General features: G+C 46.5%; 17 protein-coding genes. 7 read left to right on the top strand and 10 right to left on the bottom strand.

All coding sequences use genetic code 11. The features are described 5' to 3' along the window. Nucleotides 1-378: 378 nt before the first annotated feature. From QUA10_RS04815 to QUA10_RS04805, 3 genes are all read right to left on the bottom strand, one after another. Nucleotides 379-1,587: an AAA family ATPase gene (locus QUA10_RS04815; RefSeq protein WP_333082172.1), complete on the bottom strand. Its 1,209-nt coding sequence runs from the start codon at nucleotides 1,585-1,587 to the stop codon at nucleotides 379-381. A 71-nt stretch (nucleotides 1,588-1,658) separates the two neighbouring features. Next, the gene (locus QUA10_RS04810; protein WP_333082173.1) at nucleotides 1,659-2,204 is read right to left on the bottom strand and encodes an RNA 2'-phosphotransferase; all 546 of its coding nucleotides are present in this window, start codon (nucleotides 2,202-2,204) and stop codon (nucleotides 1,659-1,661) included. Nucleotides 2,205-2,523: 319 nt separating this feature from the next. Beyond that, nucleotides 2,524-3,207, bottom strand: a complete 684-nt coding sequence (locus QUA10_RS04805) for a class I SAM-dependent methyltransferase (RefSeq protein WP_333082174.1) — start codon at nucleotides 3,205-3,207, stop codon at nucleotides 2,524-2,526. Nucleotides 3,208-3,819: 612 nt separating this feature from the next. On the opposite strand from QUA10_RS04805, the gene QUA10_RS04800 reads away from it, so the two are divergent. From QUA10_RS04800 to QUA10_RS04785, 4 genes are all read left to right on the top strand, one after another. After that, entirely contained in the window at nucleotides 3,820-6,594 is a 2,775-nt protein-coding gene (locus QUA10_RS04800; RefSeq protein WP_333082176.1) for a diguanylate cyclase domain-containing protein, read from the top strand. A gap of 146 nt (nucleotides 6,595-6,740) precedes the next feature. Beyond that, nucleotides 6,741-7,322, top strand: coding sequence for a Uma2 family endonuclease (locus QUA10_RS04795; protein WP_333082177.1), 582 nt, complete (start codon nucleotides 6,741-6,743; stop codon nucleotides 7,320-7,322). 117 nt (nucleotides 7,323-7,439) lie between these two features. Continuing rightward, nucleotides 7,440-7,733, top strand: a complete 294-nt coding sequence (locus QUA10_RS04790; RefSeq protein WP_333082178.1) for a hypothetical protein — start codon at nucleotides 7,440-7,442, stop codon at nucleotides 7,731-7,733. Continuing rightward, complete coding sequence (locus tag QUA10_RS04785; protein ID WP_333082179.1) at nucleotides 7,720-8,856, top strand: DUF6745 domain-containing protein; 1,137 nt, start codon at nucleotides 7,720-7,722, stop codon at nucleotides 8,854-8,856. Before QUA10_RS04790 ends, QUA10_RS04785 begins: the two co-directional genes overlap by 14 nt. Before the next feature lie 600 nt (nucleotides 8,857-9,456). On the opposite strand, the gene QUA10_RS04780 is transcribed toward QUA10_RS04785, so the two are convergent. The 5 genes from QUA10_RS04780 to QUA10_RS04760 all read right to left on the bottom strand — a co-directional run bounded on the left by QUA10_RS04780 (nucleotide 9,457) and on the right by QUA10_RS04760 (nucleotide 18,707). Then, entirely contained in the window at nucleotides 9,457-10,302 is an 846-nt protein-coding gene (locus QUA10_RS04780; RefSeq protein ID WP_333082180.1) for a nitrate ABC transporter ATP-binding protein, read from the bottom strand. Between the two features lie 174 nt (nucleotides 10,303-10,476). Then, nucleotides 10,477-12,477: a nitrate ABC transporter ATP-binding protein gene (locus QUA10_RS04775; protein ID WP_333082181.1), complete on the bottom strand. Its 2,001-nt coding sequence runs from the start codon at nucleotides 12,475-12,477 to the stop codon at nucleotides 10,477-10,479. A 291-nt stretch (nucleotides 12,478-12,768) separates the two neighbouring features. Beyond that, a complete protein-coding gene (gene ntrB, locus QUA10_RS04770) occupies nucleotides 12,769-13,611 on the bottom strand; it encodes a nitrate ABC transporter permease (protein WP_333082183.1) in 843 nt (280 codons plus the stop codon). Between the two features lie 79 nt (nucleotides 13,612-13,690). Next, nucleotides 13,691-15,076 carry a CmpA/NrtA family ABC transporter substrate-binding protein gene (locus QUA10_RS04765; RefSeq protein ID WP_333082184.1) on the bottom strand — a complete coding sequence of 462 codons (1,386 nt, stop codon included), beginning with the start codon at nucleotides 15,074-15,076 and terminating at the stop codon, nucleotides 13,691-13,693. Nucleotides 15,077-15,941: 865 nt separating this feature from the next. Continuing rightward, a complete protein-coding gene (locus tag QUA10_RS04760; protein ID WP_333082185.1) occupies nucleotides 15,942-18,707 on the bottom strand; it encodes an HAD-IC family P-type ATPase in 2,766 nt (921 codons plus the stop codon). Between the two features lie 466 nt (nucleotides 18,708-19,173). On the opposite strand from QUA10_RS04760, the gene QUA10_RS04755 reads away from it, so the two are divergent. Then, nucleotides 19,174-19,305, top strand: coding sequence for a hypothetical protein (locus QUA10_RS04755; protein WP_333082186.1), 132 nt, complete (start codon nucleotides 19,174-19,176; stop codon nucleotides 19,303-19,305). Nucleotides 19,306-19,386: 81 nt separating this feature from the next. Here QUA10_RS04755 and QUA10_RS04750 read toward each other — a convergent pair whose 3' ends face one another. Next, nucleotides 19,387-20,844: a CHASE3 domain-containing protein gene (locus QUA10_RS04750; protein ID WP_333082187.1), complete on the bottom strand. Its 1,458-nt coding sequence runs from the start codon at nucleotides 20,842-20,844 to the stop codon at nucleotides 19,387-19,389. 446 nt (nucleotides 20,845-21,290) lie between these two features. On the opposite strand from QUA10_RS04750, the gene QUA10_RS04745 reads away from it, so the two are divergent. After that, a complete protein-coding gene (locus QUA10_RS04745; protein ID WP_333082188.1) occupies nucleotides 21,291-21,509 on the top strand; it encodes a hypothetical protein in 219 nt (72 codons plus the stop codon). A gap of 157 nt (nucleotides 21,510-21,666) precedes the next feature. Here the strand turns inward: QUA10_RS04745 and QUA10_RS04740 are convergent, their stop codons facing one another. Next, complete coding sequence (locus tag QUA10_RS04740) at nucleotides 21,667-23,118, bottom strand: methyl-accepting chemotaxis protein (RefSeq protein WP_333082189.1); 1,452 nt, start codon at nucleotides 23,116-23,118, stop codon at nucleotides 21,667-21,669. Between the two features lie 316 nt (nucleotides 23,119-23,434). Between QUA10_RS04740 and QUA10_RS04735 the strand changes: the two genes are divergently transcribed. Next, on the top strand, nucleotides 23,435-24,457 hold the full coding sequence (locus QUA10_RS04735) for a cysteine peptidase family C39 domain-containing protein (RefSeq protein WP_333082190.1): 1,023 nt from the start codon (nucleotides 23,435-23,437) through the stop codon (nucleotides 24,455-24,457). Nucleotides 24,458-24,471: the final 14 nt, after the last annotated feature.

Genomic DNA, 24,471 nt, shown 5'->3' with positions numbered 1-24,471 from the left:
GCACAGAGCACGCCGGCGTCCCCGAAATAGTCGGAGGCGACTGGAGTGAACTCTTGTCTCCCCCGACTATTCCGGGGCCCGAGAGGGCAGCGAGACTAGGAAAAAAATGAGAGAGACAAGGGTTTTAAGCGATTGTTTACAGCAATGATCTGTAGGTCTTCAAGAAATTTTCCCCACACTTTGAGAGTCAGAAAATTTCTTGGTGATTGTTCGGTATTTTAGACAAGTTCCCAAAAGAATGCAAATGTAGGTCTGGGATCCAAACCTTGAGCTTCATCAGTCATTCCTAATTCTTTAATTGAAAATCCCACATTGAACATGGTATGAGATCGTGTAGCTAGTGCGATCGCCAGATAGCTTGAGAATGCAAGAGAGCGCTCAAACAAATTTGTGCGTAAATTCACTGGTAAAATCCACTCTTCCTTTCCGTAACATTGCAGGATCTAATCTTTCAGTCGTGTTGCAAGTCATCAAAACTACGAGTTTTTGCTGAAATTGAATGCCGTGCTCGTCGATGACGCTTTGATACAAAGTTCCATCCAGCAAACTCAAAATATGTTCAGTTTTATTAGTGCGTTGGGCCTCTGCAGTCGATCGATCTTGAGCCAAATTATCAGCCTCATTGATAATAATACAAATCCGCTCTAAATAACTTGGTGGCACAAAATTTTCCACAGCATCGTGGTCTAAGATAAAAATCACATAACCCAGCGGCACTAAAATTTGCTTTGCTACCGCTTGCGTCCAAGCAGTTTTGCCCGTTCCCGGTTCGCCACTAACCAAAACAGCCAACTGATTTTGATCCAAAATTGCCTGCTGAACAGTATCGGTAAAACTTTGAACTTCCGCAGAAAACGTGCGAATTGGGAACTGGCTGTGAACCTGTCCGACGCGACTTTTGTACCCGCCCAGAATCACCGCTAAATTATAAGTTGCTTTGCTAACGAGTGGCGCAATATCTTGGCAAATTAGAGTGTAGCAGCGTCTTCCCCTGTCGTAGCTGTCAATTTGTAGCCAGCAGCCGAATCGAGCCCAAGAAGCATAAACAGTACCCAAAACTTCCAAGCGTTCCCAGCTAACAAACCGCTCTGGGGGATAAGAAAAATGTCGCTCCATAAAAGACTGGGTAATTTCATCCGGTTTCCCTAGCAAATCCAGAACTTTGAAAACAGTAATCTCTTGGAGCTTGTTGAGAACGTAGTCGATGGGAATACTAGCGCGGCTGACCAATTGCACCACAGGCGTTTCGGTAACTAAAACATCTTTGTAGCGGTAATCCGGGTAAACTGGCTGCGGAGTAATGTAATCCCAAAATTCATCAATTTCGTAGCGAGTATTTTCCGAAAATACATTTAACATATTTGCCCACCAAGTATATTGGTGTCGTCCCATTGCGTCGGCAAGGTCGCTAGCTACCCCTAAAGTTTTTTGAGCCAGTTCTAAGGGATCCCTAGACGCTAAATGTACCAGGTGTTCCCAATCAAATTGACGGTAAAAAGGTCGCCAACCAGAGCCTAGCAGACCTCTATTTGGAGAATTGTTTTGATTAAAATAATTTTCGCGATCACCCATATCTTCCGCACTCATTTTGCCCAACTCCTACTTACTCTTATTTTACATTTTTTGTGGTACACATTCAACAAAAAAAGTGAAAATTATCAACTTATTTTGAGATAAGGTGGCGGCACAAAATCTACTAGCCAAACTTTGTTTGCCGAGCAGTAAAATGTATGACCGTCGCGTTGCATTGCTGCGGCATCTACAGTAAAGACTGCCGGGATGCCATGTCTTGCACCTACTTGGCGCGCCGTCTGGATATTCACGGACAAATGAACATGATGCCGCGACATTTTCCTAATTCCTTGACTGAGAATAGACTCGACGGCTGTGCTACCTGTTCCGTGATATAAAATATCCGGGGGAACACGGGGTTCTAACTGCAAGTCAACCTCTACGCTGTGTCCTTGATTAGCACGAATTAGAGTGCCTGTGGAGTCAAATGAAAAGCGCTGCTTGTGGTTTTCTGCGACTACTTTTTTGAGTTCTGCAAGCTGAACAGGAAATTTATTTTTTTTGCAGGCATCGAGGAGTTCGCTAACAGGAAGCCAGCCACCTGGATCGAGTTCAACGCCGATGCGCCCTGGCGCGTGGCGCAGATGTCTGCTCAGGTATTTGCTAATTTTGACTAAGCGAGAATCGCTCATGATTTTACTTTATTTATTGAGCTTTTAAATCACATTTTGCCAAATGTCACTAGCGGGTTATATTGTGGGCTGGGGGCGGGTTTATTGAATCTGTTGGCACTGCCAGAGAGCGCTTGAATGAACCCGCCTCTACAGGTTTGTTGAAACTTATTCATATCGCAAAAAATGAATGGTTTTACGCGCAAATTATAGTGGTAAACTGGCCCTTAAGAACCTACAAAATTAGGTTCTGCGTCCGGGAGTGAAAAAGTTTTCAGTGTGCGACTTTTCACGAGCTTTTGATAATTATCAAAAAACTCTGCATTCTTTCGAATGCCTTCTACCTTGGGATAAATCCGCCAAAAATAGCAAAATTTAGATGGCGCCAGTGACATCCTACGTCGGCAAAACCAGCTTCTGCAAGCCACTTTGTCTGCTCTTCAACAGAGGAGGGAATATCTTCTTCTCGATATTTTTGAAACCATTCTGCATCGTCTTCTCCGTTAGCTTTCATGTACTGCCGCCACAACTGTTCGTATTGCTCAGTCAGCCGGGGAGTAGCACCTGTCACAATATCTCGAATTAGCAAGATTCCCCCTGGATTCATCGAGTGAAAAAGTTTGTGAAATAGCTGTTGTTTACCTGCGCTGTCGAGGTGGTGGATTGCCAAGCCTGAAACTACCAAATCGTAACCGCTGCCGAAATCATCTTCGGCAAAGTTTCCTTGCTGCAAGGTCAGCCGTTCTCGGAAAGCGGACAAGTTTGTTTGGCAAGTTTTCAGCATATTTTGGGCCATATCAAAGGCTAGGACTTTTGCTTGAGGAAATGCTTGCAGAATCATAGCCGAAAGTATGCCAGTTCCCGCACCTAAATCCAGAACTTTTATGTTACCATTAGTTTCAGAAGGGATTAACTGCAATATTACATCGTGTTGCTCGCCATAGCGCGGAATGATGCGGGGAATTAAGCCGTCATAATCAAAGGCTCTTTGTTCAAATTGCTCGCGTACAGCGTCTAAATTCACAGACGATTTTCCTCAAATTGTTAATAGTTGAGTGCGTCAAGGCAGTTAGCCGGTTCTCTTCTCTGAAGGCATATTACATTTTATAATACAAAAAATATACAGACCTGTCAAGATGTTGAAGAAAATAATTTAAAAGAAGTTAGGGACGATCGCCAGATAGGGACTTTGTGCGCCCAAACCCGCCCCTGATTTGGGAACTGTCTAGTCATGCACATATATCTCATTCAGTGCAGATGAGGCAGAATGCCACAGACGCGAAAGCCTCCCGAAGACGAGACTTTGTGCCAGATACTAGGAGTAATTGTGAGCAAAAAGTTGACGGTTATGATACCCATTTCAAACAAGAATGCAACTGTCGGTGTGTGATCCACACCATAAAATTCTCAGTGATTCCCCTTAGTAAAATATAAAAGATACCAGATAAAAAGGAATGAGCCACCAGCCGACGATCGGCTAGACATGAAAAAATCAGTCCTCAGATTGACAAACTTTAGCCAACTATAAACAAAAATTAAGGTGACTCCCGAGTGGATGTAGTGCCTGCCAATTTTTCAGGAAGATGAAGAGATACAAAATATTACACCCGCCGGTGCGGGAAAGAAAATTGTGATAATGAATCAGGATGCGAGTAGATTAGGTGTCAGCCGTCAGGGGAAGATAGAAGCAATGGAAATCCAACAACGGAGTAAGGATAAGCCCGATCGCCAGCAACAAAACGCGTCTGATCGGCTCGGTCAATTTTCTACGACAAAAGAACTAGATTCGTCGCTACAAGAATGTTTAGATTTTAAAAGAGTGATCGACCGATCGGCAGTGGCGGTGAGGACGGACGCGCGAGGAATTATCAACTATGTCAGCGATCAACTTTGCTGCATCTCCAACTATTCCCGTGCTGAACTAATCGGCAGCCACTTCGGCATCCTCCATTCGGAATATAAATCTTCGGAATTAATCAAAAATTTGCTGTCAACTGTTGCCAAAGGTGAAGTTTGGCAAGGAGACATTCAGAATAAAGCCAAGAATGGAAGTGATTATTGGGTGTACGCAGCAGTAGTTCCACTGTTGAACTGTAAGGGAAAACCCTGTCAGTATTTGGCGATGGGATTCGACATCACCGATCGCAAAGCCGTTGAAGCAGCCCAAACCGAAGCCAACCGGGCAAAAGACGAATTTCTGGCGATCGCCTCCCACGAACTGCGATCGCCCCTGAGTGCGATTTTGGGATGGGCACAGCTAGCTCGATCGCGCAATTTAAACGAAGCCACCACCAGCCACGCTTTGGAAATCATCGAGCGCAACGCCAAATTACAAAACCGACAAATAGACAATCTCCTCGACCTCTCGCGGTTGCTGCGAGGAAAAATGTGCCTGAACATCGGCCAAGTTCACCTCCCGTCTATCATAGAATCTGCGATTGACACCCTCCGTCCCGCCGCCGATGCTAAAAACCTCCGCGTAGAAAAACATTTCGACCCCGCCATCAGCCATGTTTTGGCAGATGCAGAACGCTTGCAGCAAGTAGTCTGGAACCTCCTTGCAAACGCCATAAAATTCACCCCAGAAGCGACACCATACCCAATTCAAGTGCGAATCGAGCCTACTCCGTCGGGCGTCTTGATTCAGGTCAGCGACAGCGGTTGCGGCATCGATCCGAAATTTCTGCCGCACATCTTTGACTACTTCCGCCCCGCAGACAACTTCCAGACCAAGGAACAAAATCGGCTGGGGCTGGGGCTCTCAATTGTGCAGCAGTTGGTGGAACTGCACGGGGGAAGTGTTTGGGCTTCGAGTCCCGGTATCGGTCAGGGGGCGACCTTTGGGGTGCTGCTACCGATTGCCAACAAAAATGCACCCGACGATCACACTGCTGCGATCACCCAAAGGGAAAGCAGACCCGGATCGGTTTCCAAACCCCTAGCGGGAAAGCAAGTCCTGGTGGTGGAAAGTAGCGCCGAGATCCGGCAATTTCTCAAAACTGGCCTCGAAGCATTTGGAGCCAAGGTAACAGCGGTGGGTAGCGCCGGCGAAGCGATGGCGGAGTTGCAACAGTCGCGCCCCGACGTGTTGGTCAGCGATATGACGGTATCGGGAGCCGACGGCTGCGATTTAATCCGCCGCATCAGAGCAATGGAAATGTCCGAGCACAGGGAACTGCTGCCGGCCGTGGCGCTGACGGGAGGCATTGAGGAAGAAGATTCGGCATCGGCGCTGGAGGCGGGGTTTCAGAGGCATTTGTCGAAGCCGGTGGAAGCGAATCAGTTGGTGAGTGCGATCGCCCAATTGGCTGGACTGACTGGATTCAGCTCCGGAGAGTGGGGTTCGGGAAATATCCGGGCGACCACACCCCAGGCCACGCTGCCGGAACCTAACAGTTTTGACGACAAAAATTATCTGGAACAATTAACAAGTGACAGTAGAGAATTACCGCTGTTGCTGGTAGTAGAAGACAACAATTTTCTGCTGGCTTACCTCCAAACTTTATTAACTCCGTACTATCGAGTCGCTGTGGCGATGGACGGGGTTGAAGGTTTAGAAAAAGCAAAAACTTTGCAGCCAAATTTGATTGTGAGCGACCAAATCATGCCCAGACAAAACGGACTGGATTTGCTCAAGGAGATTCGGAATACGCCAGAATTGAAATCTACTCCGGTAATCTTTTTGACAGCGCGATCGGGGATGGAAGCTCGGATCGAAAGTTTGGATGCAGGTGCTGACGATTATATTTCAAAGCCTTTTGACGAGAGGGAATTGCTCGCTAGGGTGAGAAATTTGTTGCGATCGCACTCAGCAGAACAGCAGTTGGCGGAGCTCAACCGTCAGTTGCAGCAGCAGAAACAGCAGTTAGAAACAGTGAATCGAGCCTTGCAGTATTTGGCAAATTACGACAGTTTGACTGAGGTAAGAAACCGCCACTCTTTTAATGAATACCTCGATACGGAATGGCGACGTTTGGCAAGGGAAGAAGCACCACTGTCTTTGATTATGTGCGACATTGATTATTTCAAACTTTACAACGACACTTATGGTCACCAAGCGGGGGATGAATGTTTGCGGCAAGTGGCGACGGTGATCCAGCAGTCGGTAAAGCGAGCTGCAGATTTAGTGGCGCGTTACGGTGGAGAGGAATTTGTAGTAGTTTTGCCGAATACCGATATTGAAGGTGCGGCTTGCGTAGCTGAAATGATCGCACGACAGGTGCGGGGTTTGCAAATACCTCATGCTAAGTCTGCTGTCAGCGAATATGTGACGCTGAGTTTGGGTGTAGCTTGCTGCATTCCAGAGGCGAGATCGCAGCCGGGGGAGCTAATTGCGATGGCCGATGAGTCGCTTTATCGGGCGAAAGAAGCAGGGCGCGATCGAGTTTCGGTTGCCGCATTTCAAGGATAATATAATAGTTAAATAAACTTGTATGGTGTGTCACAGGGCGATCGTTTCGATTTAAACAGGTTTTTGGGATCGGACGCACCATACAAATGTTCTTGCAAACTTGTGCGAATTAAAATTGCTATAAAATAGTTAAATTAAGTCGTGCCATGACAGCAACCTTAGACAAACCAAAAGACCCGCGCCTAATTCATTCCGGGATTGATTGGCAACAATTCAAGCTAATCGAGCAGGGGTTTTCTGATTCCCCCGGCATCCGACTTTTTTATTTCAAAGGTGAGGTAGAAATTTTGGCAGTTTCGCAAGAACATGAATCTTTCAGCAGGAAAATTGCAGGTTTGCTGATGGACTACTTTGTGGAAAAAGACATCGAGTTTAACCCCTTGGGTAGCTTTACCCAAGAGAAGGGACAGGAAGTCTCAGTACAAACTGATGAATCTTTTTTAATTGGCAAGTCAACAGGTATTACCCCCGATCTTGCCATCGAAGTAGTGTTTGCCAGTGGGGGAGAAAGCAAGTTGAATCGCTACCAACCATTAGGAGTCCCCGAAGTTTGGTTTTGGGAAGACGGGGTGTTTGGTTTGTATCATTTGCGATCGCACGGATATGAAAAAATTGACCAAAGCGAAGTTTTGCCCGGTTTAGACATCAACCTGCTGTCTTGCTGCTTGCTGATGGCTTCTAGGGTGGAAGCAGTTAAGGAGTTTCGGCGCGGGATTACTGCGGTTTAGAGGAAAAGTGGAATTTGGTTTGTAGCTCTTGACAGCTATGTAGTACAACCGTAGTATTAAATAACGGTAGAAAAGCTCGATCGAGCGATACCAGTAAACAAAATTTAGAAAAAACCTATGCAACCCATCCGACAAGGCGACGTAATTCTCACTCCCGTACCGAAAATCGAAGGAGAAAAAAAACCTCACCTAACTCTCGCCGAAGGTGAAGTCACCGGACATTCTCACCAGATTATTGAGGGACAAGCTGAACTTTACGAAAAAGACGGTACTCTGTACTTGCGGGTGCTTTCACCGACAGCTTTATTGAGTCACGAAGAACACCAGGCGATCGCAATTCCCGAAGGTAATTGGATGGTGCGAATTCAGCGGGAATATGAGCCACAAGGTTGGAGGTATGTCGCAGACTAAGGTTAAAAAACTAACGCCAGAACAAGCTGCTTTAATTCCAGTTTATCGGGAAAAGTGGAGAGCGAGATCGCTTTCCACTGGCCCGATAAATCGATCGCAAGCTGCGGAAACAGTTAAATCGGCTTACAGTGCGATCGGCCTCAAAGCACCGGAAATCATTTTTGTCGATCGCCCCTACGAAGCTGCGGATCTAATCGTCAGTCGATTTGACAATCCCAGCAGCGAACTGCGGAGCCAATTCGAGACAAAACTTCGCAGCCCGCTAGAAAAACAACTGCGGGGTTATTTGGGAAGCCAACTAGAAACCGAACTGCAAAACCAACTGCCAACTCAACTGGAACAACGACTTTATACTCAACTGAAAACGCAATTGTGGGAGCCGGAGCGAAATTATTTAGCTGGCGAAATATCAAGCCAATTGCCACCGCAACAGGTGATCGATGAGCGGAGTGGAGAAATCCGGCCAACATTAGGAAAACACCTCAGTAATTGCATTCAACCAGAATTGTGGGCTGCTTATGGGAGTTTGTTGGATTTTTGCATTTCGGTCATAAATTTACCACATTCTTACGGCAGAAATTGGATTGTTTTTCAATCGATTGTCCGGGATTGCGGCTGGATTTATCCCTATGACAAAGTTTGCATTGTCTGCGAAAAGCCGATCGCACTTTCCGTTGACAGCAACCACCGCTTGCACGCCGAAGGAAAACCAGCGGTACAATTTGCCGACGGTGTTTCGATTTACGCCTATCACGGCGTGATTTTACCCGAATGGTACGGCAGGCTGCACCCGCACCAGTGGCAGTCTAAGTGGGTGTTGAAGGAACAGAATGCAGAAGTTCGGCGCGCGTTAATTCAGGGAATTACTTACGATCGCATTTGTCAAGAACTAGCGGTGACAGAATTAGACAGTTGGCAGGAATACACTTTATTAAGCATCGAGTTTGACGATGATTTTGATGACGTGGGTAATCGCAAGCCAGTTTATTTGTTAAAAATGACCTGTCCGAGTACGGGATTTATTCATGCGTTGCGAGTGCCGCCTGATATAGAATCAGCTAAAGAAGCAATTCGCTGGGTAAATTGGGATATTGGCCCAGAGGAGTTTTCCGTACAAACCTGAGTAATACAAATTTAAAAAAGTCTTGCTACAATCCTCACTCTTATACCAATTGTTAAAAGTCACAGAACCCCGCGCCGGACTTAGGCTCAGCCGTTTCCCTAGCCGAGCATCTGTAGTTCACTCAACTGAAAACCTTTATATTGACAACAGCCTTAACCCATGAAACACCGATAAACGTTCCCGCAGTGTGCCAGTTCCCAGGGTGGAATGCACCAACCACCCATCGCCCAAAAACTGTTAATAACATGAAGAAGAAGCCCACCCTCGAATAGAAGGTGGGCTCAGTTCATGCCAGCTTACCGACAGCTAGGCAATCGGGTCTCTTCGCTGGTAGACGTAAAATATCGGAAAAAGATCCGAACGTCCGAAAAAACTTCTCGTCCACCATTAAGCTTCAGTTTACCCAACCGGATCGGGAAAATTGCGCCCGCAGCGATGTGCCCCGGACATCGGGGAAGACTGGGGCTTAAACTTTTCAATAGACTTCTGCAAAAAAGCTCGTCTTGGGGCGGCAGGATGCCTAACCCCTACTTCGCAAAAGAATTCAAATTTTTCGAGAAGTCTCCTAATTCTCCTCTTTAACTTTGATTTGCCAACCGATTAGGCATCGTGATCGTGTGCAAAACGACGGAACAGGAAATCTAGGGCGTAGTTCCGCAAATTGTAGTATTCCGGATCTTCCATCATTTGAACCCGATCGCGCGGACGCGGAAAAGGAATCTCCAAAACTTCGCCAATTGTCGCCGACGGGCCGTTAGTCATCATCACCAGTCGATCGGCCAAAAACAACGCTTCATCAATATCGTGAGTAATCATCAACACCGTACAGCGGTGATCGTTCCAGATTTTCAGCAACTCTTCTTGCAATTCCTCCTTAGTAATTGCGTCCAGAGCACCAAAAGGTTCGTCTAAAATCAGCACTTTTGGGCGAATTGCCAAAGCGCGGGCAATAGAAACCCGCTGCTTCATCCCCCCCGAAATTTGTGGCGGTCTTTTCTCAGCAGCTTCTGTCAATCCCACCATCGCCAAATGCTCTTTGACGATCGCATTTTTTTCCACCTTCGACTTCTCAGGAAATACAGCATTAACCGCCAGATAAACATTTTCAAACACCGTGCGCCAAGGTAGCAAAGCATAACCCTGAAACACCACCATGCGATCGGGGCCCGGCTTCGTAATCCGCTCTCCGTTAATCGACACCGTGCCCTGGCTCGGATGGCTAAAACCCGACACCATATTTAACAGTGTTGATTTGCCACAGCCCGAGTGTCCAATCAGAGTAATAAACTCTCCCTCAGCTACATTCAGATTGACGTTTTCTAAAGCCCTGTAACCGTTTGGGTATACTTTATAAACATTATCCATCACCAAAAAAGGTTGGCGGCGGCCTTTTCCCGGCTGGATTTGAGTTTTGGTGTTCGTCTGGTTTTTAGTGGTGTTGAGCATGGGTTTAGGAAATTGTGATTGGGTGATTTGCGAGGAAAGAAGGAAGAGGCGAGAGGGAAGAACGAAGAGGGAATTACTAACTAGCAATTAGCAGTTAACAATTAACAATTAACAACTAACAACTAACAACTAACAATTAGCAATTACCCTGTTTTTATCTAACTAAAAACCGCTCTAAGCAGCTCGGCGGCCGGAATCGAGTACAACTTCCGCCATCGTGAAATCGCGTTTAATCGCCAGATTGTTGAGATAGCCGATCGGGTCGTCAGCATTAAACACCGAGCCGTCAAACAAGCTGAGAGAACCGCGAGTGTAAGTAATATCAGCCATCCCCAGCTCTCGCGCCGCCGTGCTGAACGCACCGACTCGCACCACCCGCTCCAGAATTTCCACCCAGTTGCGCGGGAACACAGTATCGCCCCAGCGCGCCATCTGCACCATGTGCCAGAGTTGTTCGGTGCGGCTTGGGCGATTCACCCCATCTCCAGAAAACAAGTGGTGGGCGTATTCCCGCATCGGAGTATCGAGGTTGCAAGCAACAGATCTCGGGTCGCCTAGTTGGATGTAACTCTTATCAGTAGCGACGTACTCCCTTCCCGCGACAATTTCCGAAACCTCGGCGGCGTGATTTGGATCGGCGCAGTAGTGACAAGCTTCGAGCAAAGCTTTGACTAGAGCAATGTGAGTGTTGGGATAAGCATTTGCCCAGTCTTCCCGAACTCCGAGAATTTTGCCGGGGTGTCCGGGCCAAAGTTCCAAATCTGTAGCCACTGTAAAGCCGACTCCTTCCATCGATGCCCGCAAGTTCCAAGGTTCGCCGACGCAGAAACCGTCAATAGTGCCGCCCTGCAAGTCAACGATCATTTGAGCTGGTGGGATATTTTTCAGCAACACATCGCGATCCGGGTCAATGCCACCGGAAGCCAGCCAGTAACGCAGCAACAGGTTGTGCATCGAAGAAGGGTGAACGATGCCCATACGGTGGGTTTGCGCGGGCGTTCTCTGGAGCATTTTTTTAAAGTCTGCCAGAGTGTAGATCCCTTGGTCGTAAAAGCGCCTCGCGAGGGTAATTCCATTACCATTGCGGCTCATGGTGAGGGCTGTTACCGTCGGAATCGGCTGCTCTTGGTGGCCCCCCAAGCTCAACCACATCGCCATCCCAGAGGGCATTTGGGCTGCGTCTAAGTAACCTGCGGCGATGCCGTCTACGATGCCACGCCAGCTTGTTTCCCGCACGAGGTGGACTTCATCGAGCCCGTGCTTGGCAAAAAAGCCTTTTTCTTTGGCGACAGCGAGGGGAGCGCAGGCTGCCAGCGGAATAAAGCCGAGTTCGAGGTTGACTTTTTCTAGGCCGTGGCGGGCGATCGCGGGTACTTTCCGCGCCCGCAGTTTTTTGACCCGCTTCTGCTGATTGAGGAAGTAAATCATTTCGCTACGTAGAGCGTAGTAGCTAGGGTGTGAGACGACTTCCATCCGTTTGCGGGGGCGGGGGATGTCTACTTCGAGAATGCCGCCAATCTTCGATTCTGGGCCGTTCGTGAGCATGACAATGCGATCGCTCAGCAACACGGCCTCATCCACATCGTGCGTTACCATCAGAGCGCTAATTTCGTACTCTTGGCAAATTTCCATCAACTTTTCTTGCAAGTTGCCGCGAGTCAAAGCATCCAAAGCGCCGAAGGGTTCGTCTAAGAGTAACAGTTTCGGGCGCAGGGCCAGAGCACGGGCGATCGCCACCCGCTGTTTTTGTCCGCCTGATAGCAGTGCGGGTTGCTTCTCGGCGTGGGGCGTCAAGCCCACCATATCGATGTGTTTTTGAATGATTTCGAGGCGTTCGGCTTTGGGTAAGCCGCTCATTACCGAGTCTACGGCTAGGGTAATATTTTCTCTGACCGTCCGCCAAGGTAGCAGCGAATAGTTTTGGAATACTACCATGCGATCGGGACCAGGCTGGGTGATTCTTTGCCCTTCAATTGTCACCAATCCTTCTGTCGGCATATCCAAACCTGCGACCATATTGAGCAGCGTAGATTTGCCGCAGCCGGAGTGTCCGATTAAGGAGATAAATTCGCCTTTTTTAATTTCTAGATCGATGCCTTTGAGGGCGATGTATGTCCCCCCATCAGAGAGATTAAAGACTTTTTCTAGTTGTTCTACTGCAATCAAAACAGACATGATTTTCTTGCCTTTTTTGTAAGTTTGTTATTTGACTGTTGACTGTTGACTGTTGACTGTTGACTGTTCGCTGTTCGCTGTTCGCTGTTGATATATAACAGCTAATAGTTAATATATTATGACTGGATACAGCAACCTGTTTCTTAAATCAACCAAAAAACTTTTTTTAATCCATTAACAAGAGTTTAAAAAAAAGGTTTCTCAGCCAGGGAGTTCGTAATTGCTGTAACCGTGAACCGTCAAAAGTCAACCGTCAAAAGTCAACCGTGAACAGTCAACATATCTAATTAGCTACTTTCCTTGAGAAGGAGCAATCTTTTGCTGCAACCAAGCCATCATGCGATCGAGCAACAAACCAACAGCCCCAATGTAGAACACCGCTAACAGAATTTCGCTGATGTAGTTTTGCTGGTAAGCATTCCAAATAAAGAAGCCGATACCCGTAATCCCAGACATCACGATTTCCGCAGCAATAATCGCCAGCCAAGCCAAACCGATCGCAATTCTCAATCCTGTGAAGATATAAGGAAGTGCCGACGGAAACAAGATGTTGATGTAATATTCCTGACGAGAAAGTTGCAGCACTTTCGCCACGTTGTTGTAATCGTCGGGAATTTGGCGAACACCTTCAGCCGTGTTGATTAAAATCGGCCAAACTGAAGTGATAAAAATCACGAACAAAGCAGCAGGTTCGTTTTGTTGCAGTGCAGCCAGGGCAATGGGAACCCAAGCCAAAGGGGCCACCATCCGCAAAAACTGAAAAAGCGGATCTAAAGCGCGGTTTAGAAAAGGATTTGTACCTACCAAAACACCCGTACCAATTCCCACAACTGCCGCGAGAGTGTAGCCTTTTGCCACCCGTTCCAAACTCGCCAAAGTCTGCCAAAATAATCCAATTCCGTAGGTTTTGGAGTTCATGAAAGGATACAGCAACAAAATCCGCGTCCGTTCGTCAGTCCAAATGCTGATCGGCCCCGGCAGTTTTATCAGTCCCGTACTTGACAAGAATTGCCAAACCAACAGAAAGCCCAAAACTCCTAAAATTGGCGGCAAGATATTTGGGGAATTCTTCTTCCAAAACTCGCCAAAAGCTCCTTGTGCATTGCCGCCTCTCCGACTTGTACTTACAGCCATGCTGCTAATCTCCTATGTCTGGTGCTGTGTATTTTCGAGACTAAATTTTGAGACTAAATTATGGGAAGCTAAGACCCCATCACACTTTTTTAATTGCCAAACTCTTGAGATAAGCTTCTGGCTTTTCCGGGTTGAATTCTGTGCCGTCAAAGAACTTCTCAACGCCCCGAGACGTACTTTTTGGAATGTCAGCATCAGCAACTCCGGCTAATTTTGCTGCGGCTTTCCACAAATCTTCTCGGTTGACTTTATCGATGATTGTCTTAGAATCTGCCAAGGTGTTAGTTGGCAAGAAACCCCAGCGCACGCTTTCGGTTAAGAACCACAAATCGTGACTCTTGTAGGGATAAGAAACGTTGCCGAGGTCGTCTTTCCAGTACAGCGGACTCATCTTGAAATCGTCGATCGCTGGTTGGCCGTCACCCATGAGGTACTTGCCCTGGTAGGGAGGTGTCAAAACTGCCGGAGCTACGTCAAAGTAGTTTCTGCCAGAAGTAATGGCTACTAATTCTGGGCGATTTTCTGGTTTGTCGCACCACTGCTGCGCTTCGATCAGTCCTGCTAGCAGGGCTTCTGTGGCCTTGGGGTGTTTGTCTACCCAGTCGCCACGAATTGCTAGATACTCTTCGGGGTGATCTTTCCAGATTTGGCCAGTCAGGGCGGACATGAAGCCGATGTTCTCTGTGACGATCCGCAGGGGCCAGGGGTCGCCGGTACTGAAACCGTCCATGCTGCCGGTTTTCATGTTGGCTACGGTTTGCGCTGACGGTACTGTTAGCAACTCGGCTTCTGTGTCGGGATCGATGCCGTTAGCTGCTAGCCAGTAGCGAATCCAAAAGTCTTGGTTGGCTTTGGGGAAGGTGTAGGCTGCTTTGAAGGGCGTGCCTGCTTGTTTGAGGCCTTTCATGTAGTCTTGGGCAGCTTGGTCTAGTTTGAGCCCGATGCCTTTGCCTTGGTGTTTGCTCGCGATCGCAATTCCATTTCCCTGAGTGTTCAACTGGGCTAGAACATACATGGGGATTTGGACGCTGTTTTTGGTAATCAACCCTTTACTAATTTGATAAGGCATGGGCATTTGCCACTGGCCACCGTCAATGCCGCCGCCTGCAGAACCAATTTCTAGGTTATCTCTGGCAGAACCCCAGTTGGCTTGCTTAGCAACTGTTACCTCAGTCATGCCGTATTTGGCAAAAAAGCCTTTTTCTTGGGCAATGATTAAAGGTGCTGCTTCGACGATCGGGATGTATCCCAATGTGATTTTAGTGCTTTCAATTCCTTCGACTCTTTTCTCGTTGGCAACAGCCATTACTGAGGTAGCTGCGGGTATCGCGCCGTCAGCACCGGCAGTGGCACCGGGTTCTGGAGGATTTCCCAAACAGCCTTTGAGCAGTATTGAACTGACGGCAGATGCACCTGCTGTAACGATAAATTTACGCCGAGAAAATTGCTCTGAAAATTTTGTCATAGTCTAGCCTCGCTGCAATTCATAATCTTCTGTAACGACATCACTGAAGTTTATCAATGCGCTTTTTTTCTGTTCGTTAATGGAATTTAGCGAACTGTTTTGAGCGCTGGTTCGCAGGAGGGAGCAAAAGATTTATCGCTAGCATAAGTCTTTAAACTATCCCTGCTGATTTTACACTTTTGATTAACTCAATATCTCGACGATCGGCCGAGCTGTGCGATCTCCCAAAAAGCGAGCAGCACATTTTCTTGGCTTGATAATTAACTCTACCGTACTATTGCAGAAATTCTAAAACAATTATTAAATTTGATTGATAAGTAAATCTTTTAGGATCACGCTATCGATAACGAACCGTTGGAAAGGGCGATCGGGTTTGCTTATCAAAACTGGTTCATACCAAGACTTGCTGAGTAAAGGTTGTAGCGAATGGCGATCGGGGGTCATTCAAACCTATTGTCAATAAGCAGCAAATACCGCCACCAGTGTACATTTACTTTGTTAATATATGTTTACTTTTTTTACGTTAATTGTAGTAAATTATACAGAAATAATTCCTATTATACGATTTTGCTGTTTTCAAAGGGTTAACTCGTTTTCATTGGTGTCCTAAAATTGGCGCTTAATCGTAAGTGATTTACCGGATACAGCAGATTCCATATTTATGAAGTACACCCGCCTCTAGTTAGCTCCTCGTAGGAAGACCGCAGTGCTGTGTCCCTACACTTCACAAACTTGGAATACGCTGTATGATATGGCGTGGGCTTTCAGGTTCGATTTCCGTAAAACAGAGAAACCGGGTTTCTTCAAGAAACCCGGTTTCTAAACACCCGAAATTACTAAGGGATCGCAGTACCTACAAGTTCGATTAGTTGGGCGGGTCAAAGCGGTTGACGGAGAGAGCAACACCGATCATGGGCAGAGCGACACCGAAGCAAATCAACCACTGATCCAGGTTCATCGGAGCCGTCTCAAATATGCGATTGACAAACGGAGAATTAGCAAAGATAATCTGCAAAATTATCGCCAGGACAATTCCCACACCGAGGGCAGGAGCGCCGCTAACTTCTTCCTTAGAACCGCTAAATTTAGCAATCAAAGAAGGCAACAACTGGCTGAGACTCAACAGGTAAAAAATTCTTCCCATTACCAAAGCTTGAATCGCCATTGTCCGGGCCAGTTCCAAGGTGCCCCAAGGAGCTTGGCGTACCCATTCAAACATCCCGAAAATCAGAGTCCAGTTGTAAAGAGAAATAGCGATGATCCGCTTGATCCGATTTCCGGTGAGGAAAGGTTCGTTTACTGGTCGGGGCTGCTGTTTCATGACTCCCGCTGACTTGGGCTCGAAAGCCAGGGGCACAGTCATGGTGATCGAGTTGAGCATATTCAGCCAGAGAATTTGTAGCGACAAAATCGGCAATTCTCGACCGAGGAGGGTGCTGAGCAAAATTGTCATCGATTCTCCGCCGTTGACTGGGAGAATGAAGCTGATTGCTTTGAGCAGGTTTTTGTAAACCGATCGCCCTTCTTCGACAGCAGATTCGATCGACGCAAAGTTATCATCAGTCAAAATCATGTCGGCGGCTTCCTTAGAAACCTCCGTACCGCTGCCCATCGCAATCCCGATATCCGCTTGTTTCAGCGCCGGCGCGTCGTTAACGCCGTCTCCCGTCATCGCCACAATTTCCCCTTTTTGCTGCAAAGCTTCTACCAGGCGGAGTTTTTGTTCTGGGGCGACGCGGGCAAAAACTGAGCCGGCTTCTACAGCTTCGCCGAGTTCCTGCTTGCTCATGGAGGCGAGCTCGGCGCCGGTGTAGGCTACAAGTTCTCTGTGGTGTTTAGTTTTGCGGAATCCCATGCGGCGGGCGATCGCCTTGGCTGTAGCGATGTGGTCGCCGGTAATCATTTTGACTTGGATGCCGGCGGTTTGACAAGCTTGGACGGCTGCGATCGCTTCTGCCCGCGGCGGGTCAATCATGCCTTGCAGTCCCAAGAAAACCAGGCCTGACTCCAAATCCGAGTGATCGACGGAATTTTGGCTTTCGGGTACTGGCTTTTTCGCTAAAGCCAAGACGCGCAAGCCTTGCTTTGCCATTTCATCGACAGAAAGGTGAATTTGTTCGCGATCGACTTCTACCGGATTTCCTTGAGTATCAAGACTGGAACCGCAGCGGCCGAGAATTGATTCTACGGAACCTTTGACGTACAAAATTTTGCCAGTGGGAGTTCGGTGCAGCGTCGCCATGTATTGAAACTGAGATTCAAAGGGAATTGAATCCAGCCGCTGCATTGACTTGGACAAAATTTGCTGGCTCAAATCAGCTTTTTTGCCCGCAGCAATTAACGCTCCTTCTGTCGGATCTCCGACGACTATCCAATTATCGTCTTTAAATTCCAGGTGAGAGTCGTTGCAAAGGAGTCCAGCTTGTAAACATTCTTGCAAAGTTGGAGCTTGGCTGACAGTAATTGGCAGTTGGTTGAGTTGAATTTCACCTTCGGGGCTGTATCCCGTACCCGTAACAGAGTAGGATTCGCCGCCAGAATAGATTTCTTGCACCGTCATTTGGTTTTCCGTCAAAGTTCCGGTTTTGTCGGAACAGATGACTGTAGCGCCGCCGAGGGTTTCCACTGCGGGCAATTTGCGGACGATCGCGTGGCGATTTGCCATCCGGGAAACGCCTACGGCTAGGGTGACGGTAATGACGGCGGGTAAGCCTTCGGGAATTGCACCGACAATCAGGGCGACTGCGGGTTCGACTGCTTCTTTAAAGGCTGAAACTCCCGCAGGGACTGGCCGCCCCAATCTGACTGCGAAGGTCAAGGTTGCCATCCCCAACACGAATAACAGCCAGTTTTGACTGAATTGGTTGAATTTGCGGGTTAAGGGGGTGGTGAGGTCGATGTGCCGATCTAATAGCTGGGAGATTTTGCCGGTTTCGGTTTTATTGGCGATCGCAATTACGATGCCGCTACCTTGACCAAAAGTGACAAAACTGCCGGCATAGGCCATGTTATCCCGTTCTGCTAGCGGCGTTTCTTTTGGCAGAACTATGTCTCCAGATTGTCCTAATTCTTTTTCGACAGCGACTGATTCCCCGGTGAGTCCCGATTCGTCGATTTGCAAGTCGCGGACTTTCACTAAGCGCAAGTCTGCCGGTACTTTGTCGCCGGAAGTCAGGATTACTAAGTCGCCGACAACGAGTTCTTTGGAGGGAATTCTTAATTTTTTGCCGCCCCGAATGACTGTGGCTTCTGTGGTGACAGCTTGGGCTAGGGCTTCAATTTTTTTCTCGGCTCCAGCTTCTTGGATGAAGCTAATAGTAGCGTTGGTGGTTGTTACGCCCCAAATTACGCTAGCGTTTAGCCATTCTCCGATCACTGCTTTGATTAAACCTGCACTCAGCAAGATGATCAGGAGGGGTTGGTTAAATTGCAGGATAAATTTTAACCAGGCTGGTTTCCCTGCTTTAACCGTTAGTTCGTTGGGCCCGAATTTCTGTTGGCGATGGTTGGCTTCTGTCGGTTCTAAACCGCTTTCCAGGTTGGTTTGTAAGATAGTTGCAACCTTGGATATTTCTAGGTAGTGCCAATATTGCTCTGCTACGTCTACATCGTTGGCGGATCTTGATGGCATGATTCTTCCTGAATATTTGGGGTGTCTGACGAGCTTCGATCGCTCCTTAATAGGCACGCTCAATACAACTCATCGCTCGTTGGAGCGTGAATATATTGAGCGGTCTAATTGTTTGTTGATTGCTTTAACAGGCTGTGAGTTATATCTATATTACAATGGATGTGACCGTTTGTGACCAGAGATTTTGGGGATTTTTTCCGGTGCTAAATCTTGTTTGGGACTTGGTGGCTAAGGTGGGGGAAAGTCGATAAAATCCCTTGACATTTTGCCAATTTTAGGTGTGGTTGAAGAAAGAGGGAAGAAGGCAGGAGGCAAAAGAAAAATGCTCCCACTCCCTCTCTCTCCTCCTCCTCCGCTGTCCCACGGACGATCGCATAAATGTTACAACCGAGTTAAGCGACCATATTCGGAACCTATGGAAATAGTAGTGACGCTGGTGCTGGGTTAGGTGCTGTTGGTCTGGGGAATGCGGTTCAGGCGGGTGTTAATTCGATCGTCCGTTACAGAAGAGGATTTGTTTAAGGGCAGAAATTTCCTCGCCCTGGCTTTGGCGATGCACTCGCGTGCGATCGTTTTGACTTGGATGCCGACTGTTTGACAACCTACGAGGGCTGCCCGATCAATTCATGGCTCAAGGCTATCAATTGCTAGTCTGCTCGCCCAAAAGACTAAGCACCCTTTAGACAATTGAATTGAGATTTTGGGCTGCATCGTTCAATTGTTGAGTGCCTACTTTGGTTTGAGTAATACCACTAGCAGTTTCTTTGGCAGATAGGTTGAGGCTGTTCATCGCCTCCACTACTTGTTGAATGGCCACTGCTTGTTGTTGAGCAGTTAGAGAAATTTGTTGATTGTTCAATACCACATTGTTAACAGCATTTGCTATTTCCGAGAAAGCTGCTGCCGTTTCTTGACTAATTTTGGTTCCTTCTTCTACTGTTTTAGTACCTTCCTTGGTCACCGTTACGGTAGAATTTATCGCATTCTTGATATCATCTACTAGGCGGTTAATTTTCGCGGCTGATTTCTTACTTTGGTCTGCTAGTTTGCGGATTTCTGTGGCTATGACAGTAAAACCTTTGGCGTTTTCGCCCGCCCGGACTGCTTCTACTGAGGCATTCAGTGCCAGGATATTTGTTTGATTGGCTAAATCTGTGACATCAGTAGAGATATCGCCAATCTGATGGGTTTGTTCGCTCAATTGCAGAATTTGTGCTGCTATCGCCCCGACATTTTCTTTCAATATTGTCATCGATTCCAGGGTTTGCTCCACTGCTAGGGTTCCCCTTTCAGTGATTTTTAAAGCTTGCCGTGCAGATTCCGCACCAGCGTGGGCTTGCTGGGCTGATTGTTGGGAAGCAGCGCCCAACTCATCCATTGTGGTTGTAGTTTGATTTACAGAGCTCGATTGGTGTGCGGCTGTGCGTTCCTGTTGTTCAACTGTGGCCGCAATTTCTGTGGAAGAACTGGCGATCGTATTTGCTACCTGATTGATTGGTCGGATAATTTTATCAGAAATAAATAATACAATAAATGAACCCAATACTACAGCAACAACCGTACCTCCTATAGAAACAATCGTCGCTAATTGCTCGGACTGTTTTGCTAATTTTGTTCGTTGAACCAGTAAAGCATCTTCTACCTTAAGCATTTCTGCCAGCTTATCCCTAATTTCATCCATAAATATCTTGCCTTTACCTGAAATCACCAAGGCTCTTAGCTTTGGTTCTTTGCCAGCCCTTTTCAGGGATATAGTTTCCGCTAATTCATCTAGTTTTTGCTGAGCCAATTTTTCAATTTCCTCTAATCTTTTAACTTGTTCTGGATTATCTTGTATTAACTTTTTTGTCTCACTTGCTGTTTGATTAAAGGCGATTGTCCCCTTTTTGTAAGGTTCTAAAAATTCCTCCTTACCAGTGAATATAAAACCGCGCTGTCCTGTTTCAGCATCCACTAATTTTTTTTCTATGGCTTGCAAATTTGTCTTGACTACATAAGTGTGCGTTTGCCACTCAATAGCTTCGGCTAAATTATCCATACTCAATTTAGTGGCAAATCCGATGATCATCATTAAGAAAAAAATGGAGCCGAAGCCCAACGGGACTACTTTACTAAGCCGAATAATATTTTGCGACATTTCACTTTTTACTCCTTGATTAGTTATTTACTTTTGGGGGTAAGTTGTAGCCTCAATAATTTCCGGCTCTTTTTCACCAAAGTAGTTATTTAATTCCTAATACTCATTCAGAATTAATGCCCCTTGTTTGGTAGAAAAAACTTCCAGCGCTTCTTTTTGCTTTGTTTGCTTTACCAACTAAACCATTGACTCAGACTTATCAATAAAAATCTGGCAAAACTTAATGTTGAGCAAGCGATGCAGGTCAAGCATTTAGGATTAAGGGTTGTTTTGCCGGCTTCGATTTTGGATAAATCCTGTTTATTCGATTGTAGCTGGAAATTCAGGAACCAAACCCAAACATCGTCAAATTCTCTCCCCCACTCTTGTTATCTCCTACTATTGATTGGGGTTCAAGTCGATCGCATAAATGTTACAACCTAGTTAAGCGACCATATTCTGAACTTATGGAAATATTTGTGACGCTGGTGCTGGGTTCGGTGCTGTTTGTCTGGGGAATGCGCTTCGGGCGGGTGTTAGTTCGATCGTCCGTTACAGAAGAGGATGTGTTTAAGGACAGAAATTCGATCGCCCTGGCTTTCGCGATGCGATTGCCTGCAAACATTTTGACTTGGATGTCGACTGTTGGACAAGCTGGCAGATCAATTAATGACTCAATGCTATAGCAATCCTAAATGATTGGCGTAATTATTGTAGGGGCAATCCCCCGTGGTTGCCCCGATAGATAGGGGGTAGGCACGGGGGCACTACCCCTACAAATTTATCTGAATGATTTAGGATTGCTATATTAATTGCTAGTCTGATAGCCCAAAATACTGAACACTAGACAATTGAATTGAGATTTTGGGCTGCATCGTTCAATTGTTGAGTGACTACTTTGGTTTGAGTAATACCACTAGCAGTTTCTTTGGCAGATAGGTTGAGGCTGTTCATCGCCTCCACTACTTGTTGAATGGCCACTGCTTGTTGTTGAGCAGTTAGAGAAATTTGTTGATTGTTCAATACCACATTGTTAACAGCATTTGCTATTTCCGAGAAAGCTGCTGCCGTTTCTTGACTAATTTTGGTTCCTTCTTCTACTGTTTTAGTACCTTCCTTGGTCACCGTTACGGTAGAATTTATCGCATTCTTGATATCATCTACTAGGCGGTTAATTTTCGCGGCTGATTTCTTACTTTGGTCTGCTAGTTTGCGGATTTCTGTGGCTATGACAGTAAAACCTTTGGCGTTTTCGCCCGCCCGGACTGCTTCTACTGAGGCATTCAGTGCCAGGATATTTGTTTGATTGGCTAAATCTGTGACATCAGTAGAGATATCGCCAATCTGATGGGTTTGTTCGCTCAATTGCAGAATTTGTGCTGCTATCGCCCCGACATTTTCTTTCAATATTGTCATCGATTCCAGGGTTTGCTCCACTGCTAGGGTTCCCCTTTCAGTGATTTTTAAAGCTTGCCGTGCAGATTCCGCACCAGCGTGGGCTTGCTGGGCTGATTGTTGGGAAGCAGCGCCCAACTCATCCATTGTGGTTGTAGTTTGATTTACAGAGCTCGATTGGTGTGCGGCTGTGCGTTCCTGTTGTTCAACTGTGGCCGCAATTTCTGTGGAAGAACTGGCGATCGTATTCACTGCGTCACTAATTGTTTTAGCAATACCTGAAGAGATTAAAAAGGCAGCAAGTAAGGCGATCGTGATGCCTAAGACGGCACCAACCAAAACAGCAGCGACTAAAAATCTGATATTTTCTTCTGCCTTGAAAGTTGCAGCATCCAAAGTTTCATGCTCTTTTTCATTAAAAGAGCGATTTAATTCGTTAAATTCATTGATGATTAATGTCCCTTTTTTTGTGGCAAAAACTTCTAGCGCTTCTTTTTGCTTTCCTTGCTTGACTAAATTAATCATTTGTCCAGCAAAATCATCATATTGTTTTTGTAAGCCCATTAATTTTTGCAATCGCTCTTTTTGGCTGGGATTTTCAATCGTCTTGCCTAGAGATGCTGCTGTTTCTTCAAATGTTTGTAAAGTTTTCTGGTAAGCATTTAAATAATCTCCATCCTTGATCAGAAGATAGCCCCTAGTATCTGCCACCATCTGGGCCATGTAAAAACTCATATAATCTGTCCGTTCTATGGCAATAAGCGAGCTTTTTGTTTGTTTATATGACTCGGCTATCTTACTGGCGCTAGAGAAAACTGGTGCTACTAATCCTACAAATAAAGCAATGGGAACTGCATATCCGAGTAACATCTGGTTTCTCAGCTTTAAGTTGACAAACATAGCAATCTCTCCTTTGGGGGTTAGGTAGCTGAATTATCGGATTGTCAACCATTGATTCACACTCATCAATAAAAACTTGGCAAAACTTAATGTCGAGCAAGCGATGCAGGCCAAGCCTTTAGGATTAACGGTTGTTCTATCTGCTGCGATTTTGGTTGGATAAATCTTGTTTATTCGATTGTAGCGGGAAATTGAAGAACGAAACCCACACATCGTCAAATTCTCTCCCCCATTCTTCTTCTCTCCCACTATTGATTGAGGTTCAAGTCGATCGCATAAATGTTACAACTTAGTTAAGCAACAAAATTATGAGTTCATGGAAATAGTAGTGACGCTGGTGCTGGGTGCGGTGCTGTTTGTCTGGGGAATGCGGTTCGGGCGAGTGTTAGTTCGATCGGGAGTGACGGCTAATGATTTGTTTAAGGGCAGAAATTCGATCGCCCTAGCTTTTTTGGTTTTTTATATTGCCTTGCTGCTACTGGCTCTAAATATGCCTCAAATGCCTGTTTTGCCGATCGAGTGGCGCTTTCACGGGATGCGAGTTACTTGGACTTTGCTACGAGTGATGTTGATGGGAGTCTGCGGTATTGGGTTTAGTATAAGTTGGTTGACAGCGCGACCCCAAGTAATCGCAGTAATCTTAATTGGTTGCTTGGGATTGGGAGGATTTACAGGCGCTGAAAACTATTTCATGGCGCCAATTTACGATGATTTAATAGATAATTTGCAGCCAAACGGTGTATTTCGGCAAACATCTAACAGCAGTTGCGCCCCCGCGGCCCTAGCAACAGTGTTAAGGCGTTGGGGAATCGAGGCGACGGAATCGAGTGTAGCGCGTTTTGCCCGGACGAGTCGCTTGGGAACTTCCATGCCGCAGTTAATTATAGCAGCAAGAGCTTTGGGCGTAAATGCGATCGAACTAAGGCCTACTTGGGAGCAAATTCAGCAAATTAATCGCCCCGGAGTTCTAGCAGTTTGGCTATTTGACGGCCCTCGGAAGCTACCCCACGCGGTCGCTTTGCTGGGCATGAATGACAGTATAGCTGTCATTGGAGACCCGGCACGGGGCAGGATTTTCTATTTAGATAGGGCAACTTTTGCCCAGATTTGGCGCGAGGAATACGTGCCGATTTTCCGGTCTGCAGATATCTTGTTAAGTGACAAACAAGCTATTGACTATTTGAGTAAATTAGGATATAATAGCGGCAATTTAAAAGCAGATATCGAGCGCTTTCAAACAGATAAAAAATTGCAAGTCAGCGGCAACTTAGACCGGATGACGGAATTAATGTTGAGCGGCAGTTTTTTGCAAGAAGTCCCCAGATTGGATGGAAAATAGTTATTGAAAATCGT

Origin of the sequence: Microcoleus sp. Pol8_D6 (genome assembly GCF_036700965.1) — a bacterium.
Taxonomy (GTDB): domain Bacteria; phylum Cyanobacteriota; class Cyanobacteriia; order Cyanobacteriales; family Microcoleaceae; genus Microcoleus.
Note: the sequence above shows the minus strand (reverse complement) of the source record. Positions and strands in the feature narration are given on the sequence as shown.